Below are 15,861 nucleotides of genomic sequence, written 5' to 3' on the forward strand. Positions count from 1 at the left end.
CATGACGGACCGTAAGGCAGAACTCGCCGCAAACCTGGCGAGGGTGGAGGAGCGCATCACCGCCGCGTGCGTGGCGGCCGGGCGCGAGCGGGAAGAGGTGACCCTCATCGTGGTCACCAAGACCTACCCGGCGAGCGACGTGCGGATGCTGTCGGAACTCGGAGTGCGCCACGTCGCCGAGAACCGCGACCAGGACGCGGCCCCGAAGGCCGCCGCCTGTGCGGACCTGCCCCTGAAGTGGCACTTCGTCGGTCAGCTGCAGACCAACAAGGTGCGCTCCGTGGTCGGTTATGCCGATGTCGTGCAGTCCGTCGACCGTTCCCGGCTCGTCACCGCGCTGTCGAAGGAGGCGGTGCGGGCGGAGCGCGAGGTGGGCTGCCTCGTCCAGGTCGCCCTCGACGCGGGCGCGAACGGCCGCGGCGACCGCGGCGGTGTGGCGCCCGGGGGAATCGAAGAGTTGGCCGACCTCGTCGCCGGCGCGCCCGGGCTGCGGCTCGACGGGCTGATGACCGTCGCCCCGCTCACCGGCGAGTACGCGGGACGCGAACGGGCGGCCTTCGGGTACCTCATGGATTTGTCGACTGACCTGCGCCGGACCCATCCGGCTGCAACCATGGTGTCGGCAGGGATGAGTGCGGACCTCGAACAGGCCGTGGCCGCCGGTGCGACACATGTACGCGTCGGCACCGCGGTACTCGGAGTCCGCCCCAGGCTCGGGTAACGTCGCCAGGAAGTCGGACCACAGCAGAAAATATGGTCAGTGCTCGCCAAGTCGGGCACAACGACCACGTGGATCGCGGGCACTTGGCAGTCGTCAGTCGATCCACCACAGAGCGGAGGACTCAGAGCATGGCCGGCGCGATGCGCAAGATGGCGGTCTACCTCGGCCTCGTGGAGGACGATGGGTACGACGGCCGCGGATTCGACCCCGACGACGACTTCGAGCCCGAGTTGGACCCGGAGCCCGAGCGGGACCACCGACGACACGAACCGTCACACCAGTCGCACGGTGCACATCAGTCCCAAAGGGACGAAGAGGTGCGAATCGTGCAGCCGCCCGCGCCCCGTGAACCGGTGGCCCGTGCGACTTCGCTCGCCGCGGAATCCGGGCGCCCCGCGCGGATCGCGCCCGTGGCATCCATCACACAAGAACGCCAGTCCCTGGAGAAGAACGCACCGGTGATCATGCCCAAGGTCGTGTCGGAACGAGAGCCGTACCGGATCACCACACTTCACCCCCGGACCTACAACGAGGCCCGTACCATCGGGGAACACTTCCGTGAAGGCACCCCGGTGATCATGAATCTGACTGAGATGGATGACACAGACGCGAAGCGACTTGTCGACTTTGCGGCCGGTTTGGTGTTTGGTCTTCACGGCAGCATCGAGCGGGTGACGCAGAAGGTGTTCCTGTTGTCTCCTGCTAACGTCGATGTCACGGCGGAGGACAAGGCCCGCATCGCAGAGGGCGGGTTCTTCAACCAGAGCTGAGACGCACGACCTGATCGCAGTACGGAAGAGCATGGACAGGGGAGAGGGAACAGCAGGCCATGAGCGTGTTCGCGCAGGTGATCTACATCGCGCTGATGGTGTTCCTCGTCGTGCTCATTTTCCGACTGGTCATGGACTACGTCTTCCAGTTCGCCCGCTCGTGGCAACCCGGCAAGGCGATGGTGGTCGTACTGGAGGCCACCTACACTGTCACCGATCCACCGCTGAAGCTTCTGCGGCGGTTCATCCCGCCGCTGCGTCTCGGGGGCGTGGCGCTCGACCTGTCCTTCTTCGTACTGATGATCATCGTCTACATTCTCATCTCCATTGCGCAGAATTTCGTGAGATGAGGGTGGACGATCCGGTCTTGCCGACTGCCGATGACTACGTTGAGGTGAAGAGATGCCGTTGACCCCCGAGGACGTGCGGAACAAGCAGTTCACGACCGTCCGCCTCCGAGAAGGCTATGACGAGGACGAGGTCGATGCCTTCCTCGACGAGGTCGAAGCCGAACTGACCCGTCTGCTCCGCGAGAACGAGGACCTGCGCGCCAAGCTGGCCGCGGCCACGCGCGCTGCTGCCCAGAACCAGCAGAACATGCGCAAGCCCCCGGAGCAGGACCAGCAGCATCCTCAGCAGCAGGGCATGCGAGGTCCCGGCGCGCCGGTGCCCGCCGGCATATCGGGCCCGCCGCAGCAGCAGATGGGCGGCCCCATGGGTGGCCCGCCCCAGCTGCCGAGCGGTGCCCCGCAGCTGCCCGCCGGCCCCGGCGGTCAGGGCGGCCCGCAGGGTCCCGGCCCGATGGGCCAGGGTCCGATGGGTCAGGGCCCGATGGGCGGCCAGCCGCCCATGCAGCAGCAGATGGGTGGTCCGATGGGCGGCCCCATGGGCGGTCCGATGGGCGGCCCCGGTCAGGGTCCCGGCGGCGACAGCGCCGCCCGTGTCCTCTCGCTGGCCCAGCAGACCGCCGACCAGGCGATCGCCGAGGCCCGCTCCGAGGCCAACAAGATCGTCGGCGAGGCCCGCAGCCGCGCCGAGGGTCTGGAGCGTGATGCCCGTGCCAAGGCCGACGCCCTGGAGCGGGACGCGCAGGAGAAGCACCGCGTCGCCATGGGCTCGCTGGAGTCCGCCCGCGCCACGCTGGAGCGCAAGGTCGAGGACCTGCGCGGCTTCGAGCGCGAGTACCGCACGCGCCTGAAGTCGTACCTCGAGTCCCAGCTGCGCCAGCTGGAGACCCAGGCCGACGACTCCCTGGCCCCGCCGCGCACCCCGGCCGCCGCGTCCCTCCCGCCGTCCCCGGCGCCTTCCATGGCCCCGGCCGGCGCGAGCGCCCCGTCCTACGGCGGCAACCAGACGATGGGTGGCTCCCCTGCGCCGTCCGCCCCGTCCTACGGCGGTCAGCAGCAGATGACCCCGGCCATGACCCAGCCCATGGCTCCGGTCCGTCCGCAGGGTCCGTCCCCGATGGGACAGGCGCCCTCGCCGATGCGCGGGTTCCTGATCGACGAGGACGACAACTGACCGGTCACTGAGACCAGTACGACAACGGCGTCGGCAGCGTCTGAATAGGGCGGGCCCCTTGGACTTCGGTCCCGGGGGCCCGCCCTTTTTACGCGGGTTGCCACGCGTGTGCCGGGTGCGTCGCACTTCTTCGGGGACGCGTCGCACGCCGGTGGAGGCGCGAGGCCGATCGACGGGCCGCTCCACCGCGCGGGCGGCGGCGGCCGGGGCCGGCGCGCAGGGGCCGGAGGGCTCGGCCGCCGGGATCCGGTCGGCCGCACTGATCGTTCCCGGTAGTCTTCTCCGTGCGCCGGGGCGCGTAGCGCAGAAGGTCGTCGCGCCTCGATGGCATCTAGGAGGACGCCGGTTCGAATCCGGCCCGCCCCGGCGCACCCGCTCGCTCTTCCGTGACGCCGAAGGCCCGGCCCCACGTGGGCCGGGCCTTCGGGGCGTCCGGTGGCTACGCCTTGCGCAGGCGGAACGTCAGCGACAGACCCTCGTCGGTGAAGGGCTCGCCGAACGTGCCGTCCGCCTCGCCCTGGGCGAAGTCGGGCGCGAGGACCTCGTCGGCGATCAGCCCGGTGTGCTCGGTGAGGGCCGCGACGACCGCCGGGTCCGTGGACGTCCAGCGCAGGGCGATCCGGTCGGCGACGTCCAGGCCGCTGTTCTTGCGGGCCTCCTGGATCAGCCGGATCGCGTCCCGGGCGAGGCCCGCCTGCCGCAGCTCCTCCGTGATCTCCAGGTCCAGCGCGACCGTGGCACCGGAGTCGGAGGCCACCGACCAGCCTTCCCGCGGGGTCTCCGTGATGATCACCTCGTCCGGGGCGAGGACGACCGTCTCCCCGTCGACCTCCACGGACGCCGTGCCCTCGCGCAGGGCGACGGAGAGGGCAGCCGCGTCCGCGCCCGCGATGGCCTTCGCCACGTCCTGGACGCGCTTGCCGAACCGCTTGCCGAGCGCCCGGAAGTTGGCCTTCGCGGTCGTGTCGACCAGGCTGCCGCCGACCTCGCTGAGGGAGGCGAGCCCCTCGACGTTCAGCTCCTCGGTGATCTGCGTGTGCAGCTCGCGGTGCAGGGTGTCGAAGCCGGTCGCCGCGATCAGCGCACGGGACAGCGGCTGGCGGGTCTTGACGCCCGACTCCGCGCGCGTGGCGCGGCCCAGCTCCACCAGCCGGCGGACCAGGACCATCTGCTTCGACAGCTCGGGGTCGATCGCCGACAGGTCCGCCTCCGGCCAGCCGGCCAGGTGCACGGACTCGGGGGCGCCCGGGGTCACCGGAACGATCAGGTCCTGCCACACCCGCTCGGTGATGAACGGGGTGATCGGCGCCATCAGCTTGGTGACCGTCTCCAGCACTTCGTGCAGCGTGCGCAGCGCGGCCTTGTCGCCCTGCCAGAAGCGGCGGCGCGAGCGGCGGACGTACCAGTTGGACAGGTCGTCCACGAACGCGGACAGCAGCTTGCCGGCGCGCTGGGTGTCGTACGCCTCCAGCGCCTGGGTCACCTGGTCGGTCAGCGCGTGCAGTTCGGAGAGCAGCCAGCGGTCCAGGACCGGGCGCTCGGCCGGCGCCGGGTCGGCCGCGGACGGCGCCCAGTCGGACGTACGGGCGTACAGCGCCTGGAAGGCCACCGTGTTCCAGTACGTCAGGAGGGTCTTGCGGACGACCTCCTGGATCGTGCCGTGGCCGACCCGGCGGGCCGCCCAGGGGGAGCCGCCGGCTGCCATGAACCAGCGCACCGCGTCGGCGCCGTGCTGGTCCATGAGCGGGATCGGCTGCAGGATGTTGCCCAGGTGCTTGGACATCTTGCGGCCGTCCTCGGCGAGGATGTGGCCCAGGCAGACGACGTTCTCGTACGACGACTTGTCGAAGACGAGGGTGCCGACGGCCATCAGCGTGTAGAACCAGCCGCGGGTCTGGTCGATCGCCTCGGAGATGAACTGCGCCGGGTACCGGCTCTCGAACAGCTCCTTGTTCTTGTACGGGTAGCCCCACTGCGCGAACGGCATGGAACCCGAGTCGTACCAGGCGTCGATGACCTCCGGCACGCGCGTGGCCGTCTGCCCGCAGCCGTCGTGGCGGCAGGCGAAGGTGACGTCGTCGATGTACGGCCGGTGCGGGTCCAGGCCGGACTGGTCGGTGCCGGTCAGCTCGGACAGCTCCGCGCGGGAGCCGACGCAGGTGAGGTGGTCGTCCTCGCAGCGCCAGATGGGCAGCGGGGTGCCCCAGTAGCGGTTGCGGGACAGCGCCCAGTCGATGTTGTTGCTCAGCCAGTCGCCGAAGCGGCCGTGCTTGACCGTCTCCGGGAACCAGTTGGTCTTCTCGTTCTCCTGGATCAGGCGGTCCTTGATCGCCGTCGTACGGATGTACCAGGAGGGCTGCGCGTAGTAGAGCAGCGCGGTGTGGCAGCGCCAGCAGTGCGGGTAGCTGTGCTCGTACGGGATGTGCTTGAAGAGGAGGCCGCGCTGCTGGAGGTCCTCGGTCAGCTTCTCGTCGGCCTTCTTGAAGAAGACGCCGCCGACGAGCGGGACGTCCTCCTCGAAGGTGCCGTCCGGGCGGACCGGGTTCACGACCGGCAGGCCGTAGGAGCGGCAGACCTTGAGGTCGTCCTCACCGAAGGCGGGGGACTGGTGGACCAGACCCGTACCGTCCTCGGTCGTGACGTACTCGGCGTTCACCACGTAGTGCGCCGGCTCCGGGAACTCGACCAGCTCGAACGGACGTTGATACGTCCAGCGCTCCATCTCGGCGCCGGTGAAGGTCTGGCCCGTGGTCTCCCAGCCCTCGCCGAGCGCCTTGGCGACGAGCGGCTCGGCGACGACGAGCTTCTCCTCGCCGTCGGTCGCGACGACGTAGGTGACCTCCGGGTGCGCGGCGACGGCCGTGTTGGACACGAGAGTCCAGGGGGTCGTCGTCCACACCAGGAGCGCGGCCTGGCCGGCGAGCGGACCCGAGGTGAGCGGGAAACGGACGTACACGGACGGGTCGACGACCGTCTCGTAGCCCTGTGCCAGCTCGTGGTCGGACAGGCCGGTGCCGCAGCGCGGGCACCAGGGGGCGACACGGTGGTCCTGGACCAGCAGGCCCTTGCCGAAGATCTCCTTCAGCGACCACCAGACCGACTCCACGTACTCGGGGTCCATGGTCCGGTAGGCGTCGTCCAGGTCGACCCAGTAGCCCATGCGGGTCGTCAGCTCGGCGAACGCGTCGGTGTGGCGGGTCACGGACTCGCGGCACCTGGCGTTGAACTCGGCGATGCCGTACGCCTCGATGTCCTGCTTGCCGGAGAAGCCCAGCTCCTTCTCGACGGCCAGCTCGACGGGCAGGCCGTGGCAGTCCCAGCCGGCCTTGCGGGCCACGTGGTAGCCGCGCATGGTGCGGAAGCGGGGGAAGACGTCCTTGAAGACGCGTGCCTCGATGTGGTGGGCGCCGGGCATGCCGTTCGCGGTGGGCGGGCCCTCGTAGAACACCCACTCCGGGCGTCCCTCGGACTGCTCCAGGCTCTTGGCGAAGATCTTCTGCTCGCGCCAGAAGTCGAGCACGGCGTGCTCAAGAGCGGGCAGGTCGACCTGTGCGGGCACCTGGCGGTACGTCGGCGCTGTCATCTGCGAGCATCCTCCAACGGACTTGCTGCCTTCCGTCGGAGGGACGAGAGCCTTCGTTCCTGTCTACGCCGTGTGCGGCGCGCTCCCGCGGTACCACCCTCCTTGGCCCTCCGCCGCGCCGTACGCGCCGGTGAGCCCCCTCATTGGGGTCGCGAAGCCGGTTCTACTGACCTGCGCCTGTCGGCTGCGGTTTTCCTCCGGCGGCTCCGGGGTGATCTTCACGTCGCGCTCGCCCCCGGGCTCACACCGTCCCCGGGTCGCTCTGGGCTGCGTACGCCGCTACTCGTCCCCATCCACGCTTTTCGCTCCGCCCAGTGTACGGCGCCGCGCGGACAGCGGCGGACCGGTTTTCCGCGCGGCGCGGACCGGGCCCGGGCGAGCGGGCCGGATGACCCGAATGGCGAGGGTGCGGATGTTCGGGTCCGCGTGGGGCCCGCCCGGCCGGATTACCCGGCGGGGAGCTGGGCACAACGGATGCAGGCCCGTGGCTCGGGGGGTGCGGGCGGGCGAATCGGGCGGTGTGCCCCGTTGCCGCGGGACTCAAGTCGATTTATCGTCCCAGCACGATTCGCGAGCGAGATCACAATATGTGAAGGGGCCGCGGCCATGGTGGCGAAGAAGACCGCCGTACAGCAGCCGGCGACCGGGAAAACCGGCGCGAGGCCTGCCACCAGGAAGACGGCTGCGGGGAACACGGCCGTCAAGAACACGGCCGTCAAGAACACGGCCGTGAAGAACGCGGCCGGGAAGAAGACGGCCGGGAAGAAGACGGCGGTCGAGGAGGCTCCCGCGAAGAAGGCCGTGGCGAAGAAGGCGGCGACGAAGAAAGCCGCGACGAAACAGGCCGACAGCGGGAAGACGGTCACCAGGAAGGCGGCCGGGGGGAAGGCGGCCACCGGGAAGGCACCGACCGAGGGGACGGCTGCGAAGAGGACGGCGGCCAAGAAGACGGCGGCCAAGAGGACCGCGGCCGGGAAGAGCACGGCCAAGAAGGCGGGTGCGGCGCGGGCCGCGAAGCAGACGGGAGCCACGACAGTGGTTGCGAAGAAGACTCCTGGCACGGCCACGGCGGCCCAGAGCCCCGTTCCCAAGGCGCGGGTCGCCGCGGCGGAGCCCGGCGACCTGGCGGTGCGCCCGGGTGAGGACCCCTGGACCCCGGAAGAGGTCGAGGAGGCCCGCGCGGAGCTGCAGTCCGAGATGGAGCGGCTGCGGGAGGAGATCAGCTCGTCCGAGGCGTCGCTCGTCGGCCTGATGCGGGACTCCGGGGACGGCGCCGGCGACGACCAGGCGGACACCGGCACCAAGAACATCACGCGCGAGCACGAGCTGGCGCTCGCCGCCAACGCGCGCGAGACCCTCACCCAGACCGAGCGTGCCCTGGAGCGGCTGGACGCGGGCACCTACGGCCTGTGCGAGAACTGCGGCAACCCGATCGGCAAGGCCCGGATGCAGGCGTTCCCGAGGGCCACCCTGTGCGTGGAGTGCAAGCAGAAGCAGGAACGTCGCTCCTGAGCGTGAGGGCCCGCAGGGGCGTGCCGTACTCTCGTCCTCAGTCAGGCACCTAGGTTGAGGGACTCACGTGGCAGAGGCGGAGCGCATCATCGGTACGCCGGACACCCCGGACGACAGCGACGAGCAGGCGGTGGCCGGAGCACCCGCCGGCTCGGCCGCGTCCGGCACGGCCGGTGCGTCCGGCACGGGCGAGCAGCAGGCCCCGGCGCGGCAGCGGACCGGCCGCGGGCGCCGGATCGCCGTGCTCTTCGCGATGGCCGCGTTCGCGTACGCCCTCGACCTGATCAGCAAGATGCTCGTCGTCTCCCGGCTGGAGGGCCACGCGCCGATCCGGCTCGTCGGGGACTGGCTGGAGCTGCACGCCATCCGCAACCCGGGCGCCGCCTTCGGCTTCGGCGCGGCCTTCACGATCATCTTCACGCTGATCGCGGCGGCCGTGATCGTGGTGATCATCCGGCTGGCCCGCAAGCTGTACAGCCTGCCCTGGGCGATCGCGCTCGGCCTGCTGCTCGGCGGTGCGCTCGGCAACCTCACCGACCGGATCTTCCGGGCGCCGGGGATCTTCGAGGGTGAGGTCGTGGACTTCATCGCGCCCAAGGGTTTCGCGGTGTTCAACCTGGCCGACTCGGCGATCGTGTGCGGCGGCATCCTGATCGTGCTGCTGTCCTTCCGCGGCCTGGACCCGGACGGGACGGTCCACAAGGACTGAGCGCCGGGGGCGTCCGCGCCGGCCGAGGGCGGGAGTCCACGGGCACCGGGGCCGGGGCGGTTGTCCACAGGCTCGTTCGGGTGTGTCCGAGCGGTCCGGCATACTCGTCGGGTGAGCACGATTCCCGAGATCCGTACCCTGCCCGTGCCCGACGGCCTGGAGGGCGAGCGCGTCGACGCCGCCATCTCGCGCATGTTCGGCTTCTCCCGCACGAAGGCGGCGGAGCTGGCCGCGGCCGGCAAGGTCCAGGTCGACGGTGCGGTGGTCGGCAAGTCCGAGCGGGTGCGCGGTGGCGCCTGGCTCGAGGTCGAGATGCCGCAGGCGCCCGCGCCGGTGCAGGTGGTCGCCGAGCCGGTCGAGGGCATGGAGATCGTGCACGACGACGACGACGTGGTCGTGATCGTCAAGCCGGTCGGCGTGGCCGCGCACCCGTCGCCGGGCTGGTCCGGGCCGACCGTGATCGGCGGCCTGGCCGCCGCCGGGTACCGGATCTCCACCTCGGGTGCCGCCGAGCGCCAGGGCATCGTGCACCGCCTGGACGTCGGCACCTCCGGCCTGATGGCGGTCGCCAAGTCCGAGCGTGCCTACACGTCGCTCAAGCGCCAGTTCAAGGAGCGCACGGTCGACAAGCGCTACCACACGCTGGTCCAGGGCCACCCGGACCCGACGAGCGGCACGATCGACGCCCCGATCGGCCGCCACCCGAACCACGACTACAAGTGGGCGGTCACGGCGGACGGCAAGCCGTCCGTGACCCACTACGACCTCATCGAGGCCTTCCGCGCCGCCTCCCTGCTGGACGTGAAGCTGGAGACCGGCCGCACCCACCAGATCCGCGTCCACATGTCCGCCCACCGCCACCCCTGCGTCGGCGACCTCACCTACGGCGCCGATCCGACCCTCGCCAAGCGGCTCCGCCTGACCCGCCAGTGGCTGCACGCCGTACGGCTCGGCTTCGAGCACCCCGCGGACGGCACCTGGGTGGAGTTCGCCAGCGACTACCCCGAGGACCTGCAGAAGGCCCTCGACCAGGTCCGGGAGGAGACGTACGGGTGAGCGGGCCGTACACCGTCCGCATCGCCGGGGACCTCGCCGACCGTGAGGCGTGCTTCGCGGTCCGCAAGGAGGTCTTCGTGGCCGAGCAGGGCGTCGCCGAGGACATCGAGTACGACGCCTACGACGCCGTGGCCGTCCATGTGCTGGCGATCCGCGAGGACGGTGTGCCGCTGGGCACCGGACGGCTGCTGCACGGCGCGGCGGCTGCCGCGAAGACCGGCGGCGACCCGGACGTGGGCTCCCTGGGGCGGCTCGCCGTCTCCCGGGAGGCACGCGGACTCGGGGTCGGCGCGGCCCTGGTCCGCGCCATCGAGGACGTGGCACGCGCGCGGGGTCTCACGGCGGTGGACCTGCACGCGCAGACCCACGCCCTCGGCTTCTACGAACGCCTCGGCTACGAGGCCTACGGCCCCCGGTTCCCGGACGCCGGCATACCGCACCGCGCGATGCGCCGCGCCCTGTAGCGGCCCGGCACCGTCGCCGGGGGGCGGAGGAGCAGGCCGGAAAGGGCGGCAGGGTTCGGGCGGAGGAGCGGCTCCGAACGGCCGAGGGGGCGGGCGGAGGACCAGCCCGGCACGGGGCCGGGGTCCGCGGGGATGCGGCCCGGCACGGGGCCGGGGTACGCGGTGGGCGCGTCGCCCGGCCGGCCGGGGCGTCCCGTCGACGGGGGCCGTCGATCGCGGGGAAGCCGCAGGTCGCGATGGCAGACTTGAGATCCGCCGTGTGATCGTCAACCCCCGGAGCGCCGTCCGTGGATCAGCTGGCTCTGTTGTTCGTACTGCTGCTCGGGGCCCTGGTGAGCGTCCCGGTGGGGGACCGGCTCGGGCTGCCGGCGCCGGTGCTGATGACCCTGTTCGGCGGGGTCCTGGCGGTGGCCGCCTTCGTGCCCGACGTGGACATCCCGCCCGACCTGATCCTGCCCGCCCTGCTGCCGCCGCTGCTCTACGCCGCGGTCCGCCGGACCTCCTGGCGCCAGTTCGCGGCCAACGTGCGGCCGATCTTCCTGCTGGCCGTCGCCCTGGTGTTCGTGACGATGGTCTGCGTGGCGCTGGTCGCCAACGCGATCGTGCCCGGGCTGCCGATCGGCGCCGCCGTCGCCCTGGGCGCGCTGATCGCGCCGCCCGACCCGGTCGCCGCGACCAGCGTCGCCGGTCAGCTCGGCCTGCCGCGCCGGCTGGTGTCGATCCTGGAGGGCGAAGGGCTGTTCAACGACGTCACGGCCATCGTGCTGTACCACGTCGCCGTCGCCGCGGTCGTGAGCGGCAGCTTCTCGCCCTGGAAGGCCGGGCTGGACCTCGTGCTGTCCGCCGTCGTCGCGCTGGCCGTCGGTCTGGCGCTGGGCTGGGGCGCGAACCGGCTGATGGACCTGCTGGGCGACCCGACCCTGCAGATCGGCATGACCCTGCTGGTGCCGTACGCCTCGTACGTGCTGGCCGAGAAGCTGCAGGGCTCCGGGGTGCTGGCCGTACTCACGACGGCGCTCTTCCTCGCCGAGTACGCCACCGACGCCGACGACGTGATGACCCGGCTGGCCGGGCACGCCTTCTGGGACATCATCGACACCCTCGTCACGGGCGTCGCCTTCGGGCTGATCGGCCTGGAGCTGCACATCGCCATCCGCACGGCAGAGGGCCGGTGGGGCGAGATGCTCGGCTGGGCGGCCGCCGTCGTGGGCGTGGTGATCGTCGTACGGCTGCTGTGGCTGCTCCCGGCCACCTGGCTGACCAAGCGGCTGCACGCCCGCCGGGACTACGACGAGGAGATCCCGGTGAGCTGGCGGGAGACCGTGGTCATGTGGTGGTCCGGGATGCGCGGGGTGGCCTCGGTGGCGCTGGCGCTGGCCGTGCCGCTCAAGACGGACGACGGGGCGCCGTTCCCCAAGCGGGACGAGATCGTCTTCATCGCGTTCGGGGTGATCATCGTCACACTGGTGCTGCAGGGGATGACGTTGCCCTGGCTGGTGAGGCGGCTGGGGGTGCGGGCCGACTCCGAGCGGGAGAAGGAGTTCGAGAAGGAGCTGGCGGTGCGGGCGGCCAAGGCGGCCAAGCGCAGGCTGCGCGAGATCGAGCAGGTGGAGGATCTGCCCGAGGAGCTGTCGGAGCAGATGCTGCGGCAGGCCTTCGAGATCGGCATCCGGATCAGTCCGGACATGGGGGAGGAGGAGCGGAGGGAGGCGCAGCACCAGCGGGTCAGGCGGCTGAAGAGAGTGCGGCGCATCCAGGGGGAGATGCTGAGCGCGGCGCGGCACGAGGTGCTGGCCGCGCGCAGCGAGGCGGGGGCGGACCCGGAGATCGTGGACCGGGTCCTCCGCCATCTCGACGTGCGCAGCCTGCGGTGACCTCCCACGGGACCGGGCCCGCCTCCGACCCGGATCCGGCCCGCCTCCGGCGGGCGCGGCCCCCCTCGGATCGGCTCCGCTCGGCCCGGTCCCGGCAGGGTCAGTGGCGGCCCGTGCGGGGGAAGTCGTACGCCCGGCGGAGTGAGGCGCCGTCCGGAGAGGGGATCTGGTGCGGCGGGAGCACCGACTCCGCGGTGTTCACCCGGGGCAGCGCGTACGGGTGCTCCGTGGACAGCCAGGTGATCATCTGCTCGCGGACCGCGACCCGTACCGTCCAGATGTCGTCCGCGTCCTTCGCCGTCACCAGGGCCCGCACCTGGATGGTGTTCGGTGTGGTGTCCGTCACCTGCAGGGTGCAGGCACGGCCGTCCCAGGCCGGGCAGGCCCGCAGGATGTCCCGCAGCTTCTCGCGCATCGCCTCGACGGGTGCGCTGTGGTCGAGGTGCCAGTAGACGATCCCGGTCATCTGCGGGGTGCCGCGGGACCAGTTCTCGAAGGGTTTGGACGTGAAGTACGACACCGGCATGGTGATCCGGCGCTCGTCCCAGGTCCGTACCGTCAGAAAGGTCAGGGTGATCTCCTCGACCGTGCCCCACTCCCCGTCCACGACGACGGTGTCGCCGAGCCGGACCATGTCCCCGAAGGCGATCTGCAGCCCGGCGAACATGTTCGACAGGGTCGACTGGGCCGCGACGCCGGCCACGATGCCGAGGACGCCGGCGGAGGCCAGCAGGGACGCGCCGGCCGCGCGCATCGCCGGGAACGTCAGCAGCATCGCCGCCACCGCCACCACGCCGACGATCGCCGACACGACGCGCATGATCAGCGTCACCTGGGTGCGCACCCGCCGGACCCGGGCGGGGTCGTGGTGGGCGCGTGCGTAGCGGCTGTACGTCGTCTCGACCACGGCCGCCGCGATACGGATCACCAGCCAGGCCGCCGCGCCGATCAGCACCAGGGTCAGGGTCCGGCCGATGCCGATCCGGTGCTCCTGAAGCAGCTCTGCCTGGTCGTACGAGCCTCTGAGCAGGGCCGCGCACAGCACCATCTGGTACGGCACGCGGGCACGTCGCAGCAGGCCCCACAGCGGTGTCTCGCTGTGGCGCGCATCGGCCTTGCGCAGCAGCACGTCCGTGGCCCAGCCGATGAGTACGGTCAGGAACACGGAACCGCCGACCACGATCACGGGGCGGAGTACGGTCTCCATGTCTCCGAACCTAACCGGCTTCGGCGGACCATGAACATGTGACTTCGGGGCGCGCCTGGGTACGGTCGCGGTACGGCTCCGGCCGGCCCGGCTGGCACCATGGCCTCATGAACATCATGCTCTTTCACTCGACGTACGGACTCAGGCCCGCGGTGAGCGAGGCCGCGGACCGGCTGCGCGAGGCGGGCCACGAGGTGTGGACGCCGGATCTCTTCGAGGGGCGCACGTTCGACACCGTCGAGGACGGCATGGAGTTCAAGGAGAAGACCGGCAAGGAGGAGCTGCTGAAGCGCGCCGTGCTGGCGGCGGCGCCGTACTCGGACCGGGGACTGGTGTACGCCGGGTTCTCGCTGGGTGCGTCCGTCGCCCAGACCCTGGCGCTCGGCGACGACAAGACGCGCGGTCTGCTGCTCCTGCACGGCACGTCGGACATCGCACCGAACGTGCACGTGGACGAGCTGCCCGTGCAGCTGCACGTGGCCGAGCCGGACCCGTTCGAGACGGACGACTGGCTGAACGCGTGGTATCTCCAGATGGGCCGCGCGGGCGCCGATGTGGAGGTGTACCGGTACGCCGGGGCCGGCCACCTCTACACCGACCCCGGGCTGCCGGACTACGACGCCGAGGCCGCCGAGGCCACCTGGCGGGTGGCACTCGGCTTCCTCGACAGCCTGTAGGGGCCGGTCACAACGGGTCCAGCCCGTAGGGGCCGGTCACACCGGTCCAGCCCTAGAGGGCCGGTCACACGGGGTCGTAAGTCCGCTCGACCTTCTGCGTTCCGCTGCGGGTGCGGTACGAACGCGCCCAGCTGGAGCCGGCGTTCGGGTCGGTGCGGTCCGACACGGTGTAGTAGTCCATCTGCGCCCGGGCGGCGTTGATGTCCAGGATGCCGTAGCCGTGCCGGTCGGTGTCCACCCAGTGGACGTGCCGGTTGGCGGCCTTGATGAGCGGCGAGGCGACCGCGGAGACCGTGCCCTCGGGCACCTTCACGATGTCGTCCAGGTTGTCGGAGGTCACCGAGGTCACCACGAACTCGGTGGCCGCCGACGCCGACAGCGGATAGGTGCCCGCGTCCACCGGCACGTCGTTGGCCCACGCCATGTGGATGTCACCCGTCAGGAAGACGGTGTTGCCGATGGCGTTGGAGCGCAGGTGGCCCAGCAGCTCGCGGCGGTCGTCGGTGTAGCCGTCCCACTGGTCGGTGTTGAGGGCGATGCCCTCCTGCGGCAGCCCGAGCAGCTTGGCGAGCGGCTTGAGCAGGTCGGCGGAGAGCGAGCCGACGGCGAACGGCGAGATCATCACGGAGTTGCCGACCAGCCGCCACTTGGTGTCGGAGGCCTTCAGCCCGGCCTTCAGCCAGTCGAGCTGGGCGCGGCCGGTGAGCGTGCGGTCGGGGTCGTCCACCGAACCGCTCGCCGTGGACGCCTGCTGGGACCGGAAGGAACGCAGGTCCAGCAGCGACAGATCGGCGAGCTTGCCGAAGCGCAGTCGCCGGTAGGTGGTGCCGGCGACGGCCGGACGGACCGGCATCCACTCGAAGTAGGCCTGCTTGGCGGCGGCCTGACGGGCCGCCCAGGTTCCCTCGGCGCCCTCGGTGTGGTTGACCGCGCCGCCCGACCAGGCGTTGTCGGCGAACTCGTGGTCGTCCCAGATCGCGATGACCGGCGCCTTCAGGTGCAGGGCCTGCAGGTCGGGGTCGGTCTTGTACTTCGCGTGCCGGATCCGGTAGTCGGCGAGCGTGAGGATCTCGTTCGCCGGGGCGTGCGGTCGGACGACCTTGCCCCGGGTCCCGTACTCGCCGGACTTGTACTCGTAGATGTAGTCGCCGAGGTGCAGCCAGGCGTCCAGGTCGTTGCGGGCGGCCAGGTGGCGGTAGGAGGAGAAGTAGCCGGCCTCCCAGTTGGCGCAGGAGACCACGCCGAAGCGCAGACCCGGTACGTCCGCGTTCGCCGCCGGCGCGGTGCGGGTGCGCGCCACCGGGGAGTCGGTGCCGCCGGCCGAGAAGCGGAACCAGTAGTCGGTGGCCGGTTCCAGGCCGCGGATGTCCGCCTTGACGGTGTGGTCGGTGGCGGCCGTCGCGGTGGTGGAGCCCTTGGCGACGACGGTGCCGAAGCTCTTGTCCTTGGCGACGACCCAGCTCACCTCGGTGTCCGGGCCGGTCCCGGAGCCGGGTATCGCCTCCGGGACCGGGGTCACGCGGGTCCACAGCAGGATGCCGTCGGGCAGCGGGTCGCCGGAGGCGACACCGTGCAGGAAGGCGGGGGCGTCCGTGGCGGCGCGCGCCGGCAGGGCGGCGGCGAACGGGCCGGCCAGGACAGCGGTCGCCGCCGCGGCCTTGACGACCGAACGGCGGCGGGGCGAAAGCGAGTCGAGGCCGCGAGAGGCCTCGGCTGATCTGTATCGACTGGTCACGACCGATCAGGTTACTGATCGGTACACGCCAG

At 71.1% G+C, this 15,861-nt stretch carries 13 protein-coding genes and 1 tRNA gene; 11 read left to right on the top strand and 3 right to left on the bottom strand.

The genetic code is table 11. The features are described from left to right. Position 1 precedes the first annotated feature (1 nt). The 5 genes from JK359_RS22710 (at position 2) to JK359_RS22730 (ending at position 3,378) form a co-directional block, all read left to right on the top strand. Positions 2 to 721 carry a YggS family pyridoxal phosphate-dependent enzyme gene (locus JK359_RS22710; protein WP_201838601.1) on the top strand — a complete coding sequence of 240 codons (720 nt, stop codon included), beginning with the start codon at positions 2 to 4 and terminating at the stop codon, positions 719 to 721. 128 nt (positions 722 to 849) lie between these two features. Then, positions 850 to 1,491 carry a cell division protein SepF gene (locus JK359_RS22715; RefSeq protein ID WP_201838603.1) on the top strand — a complete coding sequence of 214 codons (642 nt, stop codon included), beginning with the start codon at positions 850 to 852 and terminating at the stop codon, positions 1,489 to 1,491. A gap of 59 nt (positions 1,492 to 1,550) precedes the next feature. Then, positions 1,551 to 1,841: a YggT family protein gene (locus JK359_RS22720; RefSeq protein WP_161298001.1), complete on the top strand. Its 291-nt coding sequence runs from the start codon at positions 1,551 to 1,553 to the stop codon at positions 1,839 to 1,841. Between the two features lie 52 nt (positions 1,842 to 1,893). Then, complete coding sequence (locus JK359_RS22725; RefSeq protein WP_201838609.1) at positions 1,894 to 3,012, top strand: DivIVA domain-containing protein; 1,119 nt, start codon at positions 1,894 to 1,896, stop codon at positions 3,010 to 3,012. Between the two features lie 291 nt (positions 3,013 to 3,303). Beyond that, positions 3,304 to 3,378, top strand: a tRNA-Ala gene (locus tag JK359_RS22730). A gap of 73 nt (positions 3,379 to 3,451) precedes the next feature. Here JK359_RS22730 and ileS read toward each other — a convergent pair. Next, complete coding sequence (gene ileS / locus JK359_RS22735) at positions 3,452 to 6,595, bottom strand: isoleucine--tRNA ligase (RefSeq protein WP_201838617.1); 3,144 nt, start codon at positions 6,593 to 6,595, stop codon at positions 3,452 to 3,454. Between the two features lie 606 nt (positions 6,596 to 7,201). Between ileS and JK359_RS22740 the strand changes: the two genes are divergently transcribed. The 5 genes from JK359_RS22740 to JK359_RS22760 all read left to right on the top strand — a co-directional run bounded on the left by JK359_RS22740 (position 7,202) and on the right by JK359_RS22760 (position 12,210). Continuing rightward, the gene (locus JK359_RS22740; RefSeq protein WP_201838619.1) at positions 7,202 to 8,107 is read left to right on the top strand and encodes a TraR/DksA C4-type zinc finger protein; all 906 of its coding nucleotides are present in this window, start codon (positions 7,202 to 7,204) and stop codon (positions 8,105 to 8,107) included. A gap of 67 nt (positions 8,108 to 8,174) precedes the next feature. Beyond that, positions 8,175 to 8,816: a signal peptidase II gene (lspA, locus tag JK359_RS22745; protein WP_201838621.1), complete on the top strand. Its 642-nt coding sequence runs from the start codon at positions 8,175 to 8,177 to the stop codon at positions 8,814 to 8,816. A 111-nt stretch (positions 8,817 to 8,927) separates the two neighbouring features. Beyond that, positions 8,928 to 9,872: an RluA family pseudouridine synthase gene (locus JK359_RS22750; RefSeq protein WP_201838623.1), complete on the top strand. Its 945-nt coding sequence runs from the start codon at positions 8,928 to 8,930 to the stop codon at positions 9,870 to 9,872. After that, positions 9,869 to 10,336, top strand: coding sequence for a GNAT family N-acetyltransferase (locus JK359_RS22755; protein WP_201838625.1), 468 nt, complete (start codon positions 9,869 to 9,871; stop codon positions 10,334 to 10,336). The genes JK359_RS22750 and JK359_RS22755 overlap by 4 nt, the downstream gene beginning before the upstream one ends. Before the next feature lie 287 nt (positions 10,337 to 10,623). Next, complete coding sequence (locus JK359_RS22760; protein ID WP_201838632.1) at positions 10,624 to 12,210, top strand: Na+/H+ antiporter; 1,587 nt, start codon at positions 10,624 to 10,626, stop codon at positions 12,208 to 12,210. A gap of 100 nt (positions 12,211 to 12,310) precedes the next feature. On the opposite strand, the gene JK359_RS22765 is transcribed toward JK359_RS22760, so the two are convergent. After that, complete coding sequence (locus JK359_RS22765) at positions 12,311 to 13,417, bottom strand: mechanosensitive ion channel family protein (RefSeq protein WP_201838638.1); 1,107 nt, start codon at positions 13,415 to 13,417, stop codon at positions 12,311 to 12,313. Between the two features lie 107 nt (positions 13,418 to 13,524). On the opposite strand from JK359_RS22765, the gene JK359_RS22770 reads away from it, so the two are divergent. Then, positions 13,525 to 14,094, top strand: coding sequence for a dienelactone hydrolase family protein (locus JK359_RS22770; RefSeq protein WP_201838647.1), 570 nt, complete (start codon positions 13,525 to 13,527; stop codon positions 14,092 to 14,094). Positions 14,095 to 14,158: 64 nt separating this feature from the next. On the opposite strand, the gene JK359_RS22775 is transcribed toward JK359_RS22770, so the two are convergent. Further along, positions 14,159 to 15,829 carry an alkaline phosphatase D family protein gene (locus JK359_RS22775; protein ID WP_201838654.1) on the bottom strand — a complete coding sequence of 557 codons (1,671 nt, stop codon included), beginning with the start codon at positions 15,827 to 15,829 and terminating at the stop codon, positions 14,159 to 14,161. Positions 15,830 to 15,861 lie beyond the last annotated feature (32 nt).

Source organism: Streptomyces actinomycinicus (genome assembly GCF_016741775.1).
Classification (GTDB): domain Bacteria; phylum Actinomycetota; class Actinomycetes; order Streptomycetales; family Streptomycetaceae; genus Streptomyces; species Streptomyces actinomycinicus.

What these genes read in the sequence shown, in the direction of transcription:
- JK359_RS22725 (WP_201838609.1), top strand. Translation starts at nt 1,894, where the DNA reads ATGCCGTTGACCCCCGAGGACGTGCGGAACAAGCAGTTCACGACCGTC.
- JK359_RS22770 (WP_201838647.1), top strand. Translation starts at nt 13,525, where the DNA reads ATGAACATCATGCTCTTTCACTCGACGTACGGACTCAGGCCCGCGGTG.
- JK359_RS22765 (WP_201838638.1), bottom strand. Translation starts at nt 13,417, where the DNA reads ATGGAGACCGTACTCCGCCCCGTGATCGTGGTCGGCGGTTCCGTGTTC.
- JK359_RS22720 (WP_161298001.1), top strand. Translation starts at nt 1,551, where the DNA reads ATGAGCGTGTTCGCGCAGGTGATCTACATCGCGCTGATGGTGTTCCTC.
- JK359_RS22715 (WP_201838603.1), top strand. Translation starts at nt 850, where the DNA reads ATGGCCGGCGCGATGCGCAAGATGGCGGTCTACCTCGGCCTCGTGGAG.
- JK359_RS22740 (WP_201838619.1), top strand. Translation starts at nt 7,202, where the DNA reads ATGGTGGCGAAGAAGACCGCCGTACAGCAGCCGGCGACCGGGAAAACC.
- JK359_RS22710 (WP_201838601.1), top strand. Translation starts at nt 2, where the DNA reads ATGACGGACCGTAAGGCAGAACTCGCCGCAAACCTGGCGAGGGTGGAG.
- ileS (WP_201838617.1), bottom strand. Translation starts at nt 6,595, where the DNA reads ATGACAGCGCCGACGTACCGCCAGGTGCCCGCACAGGTCGACCTGCCC.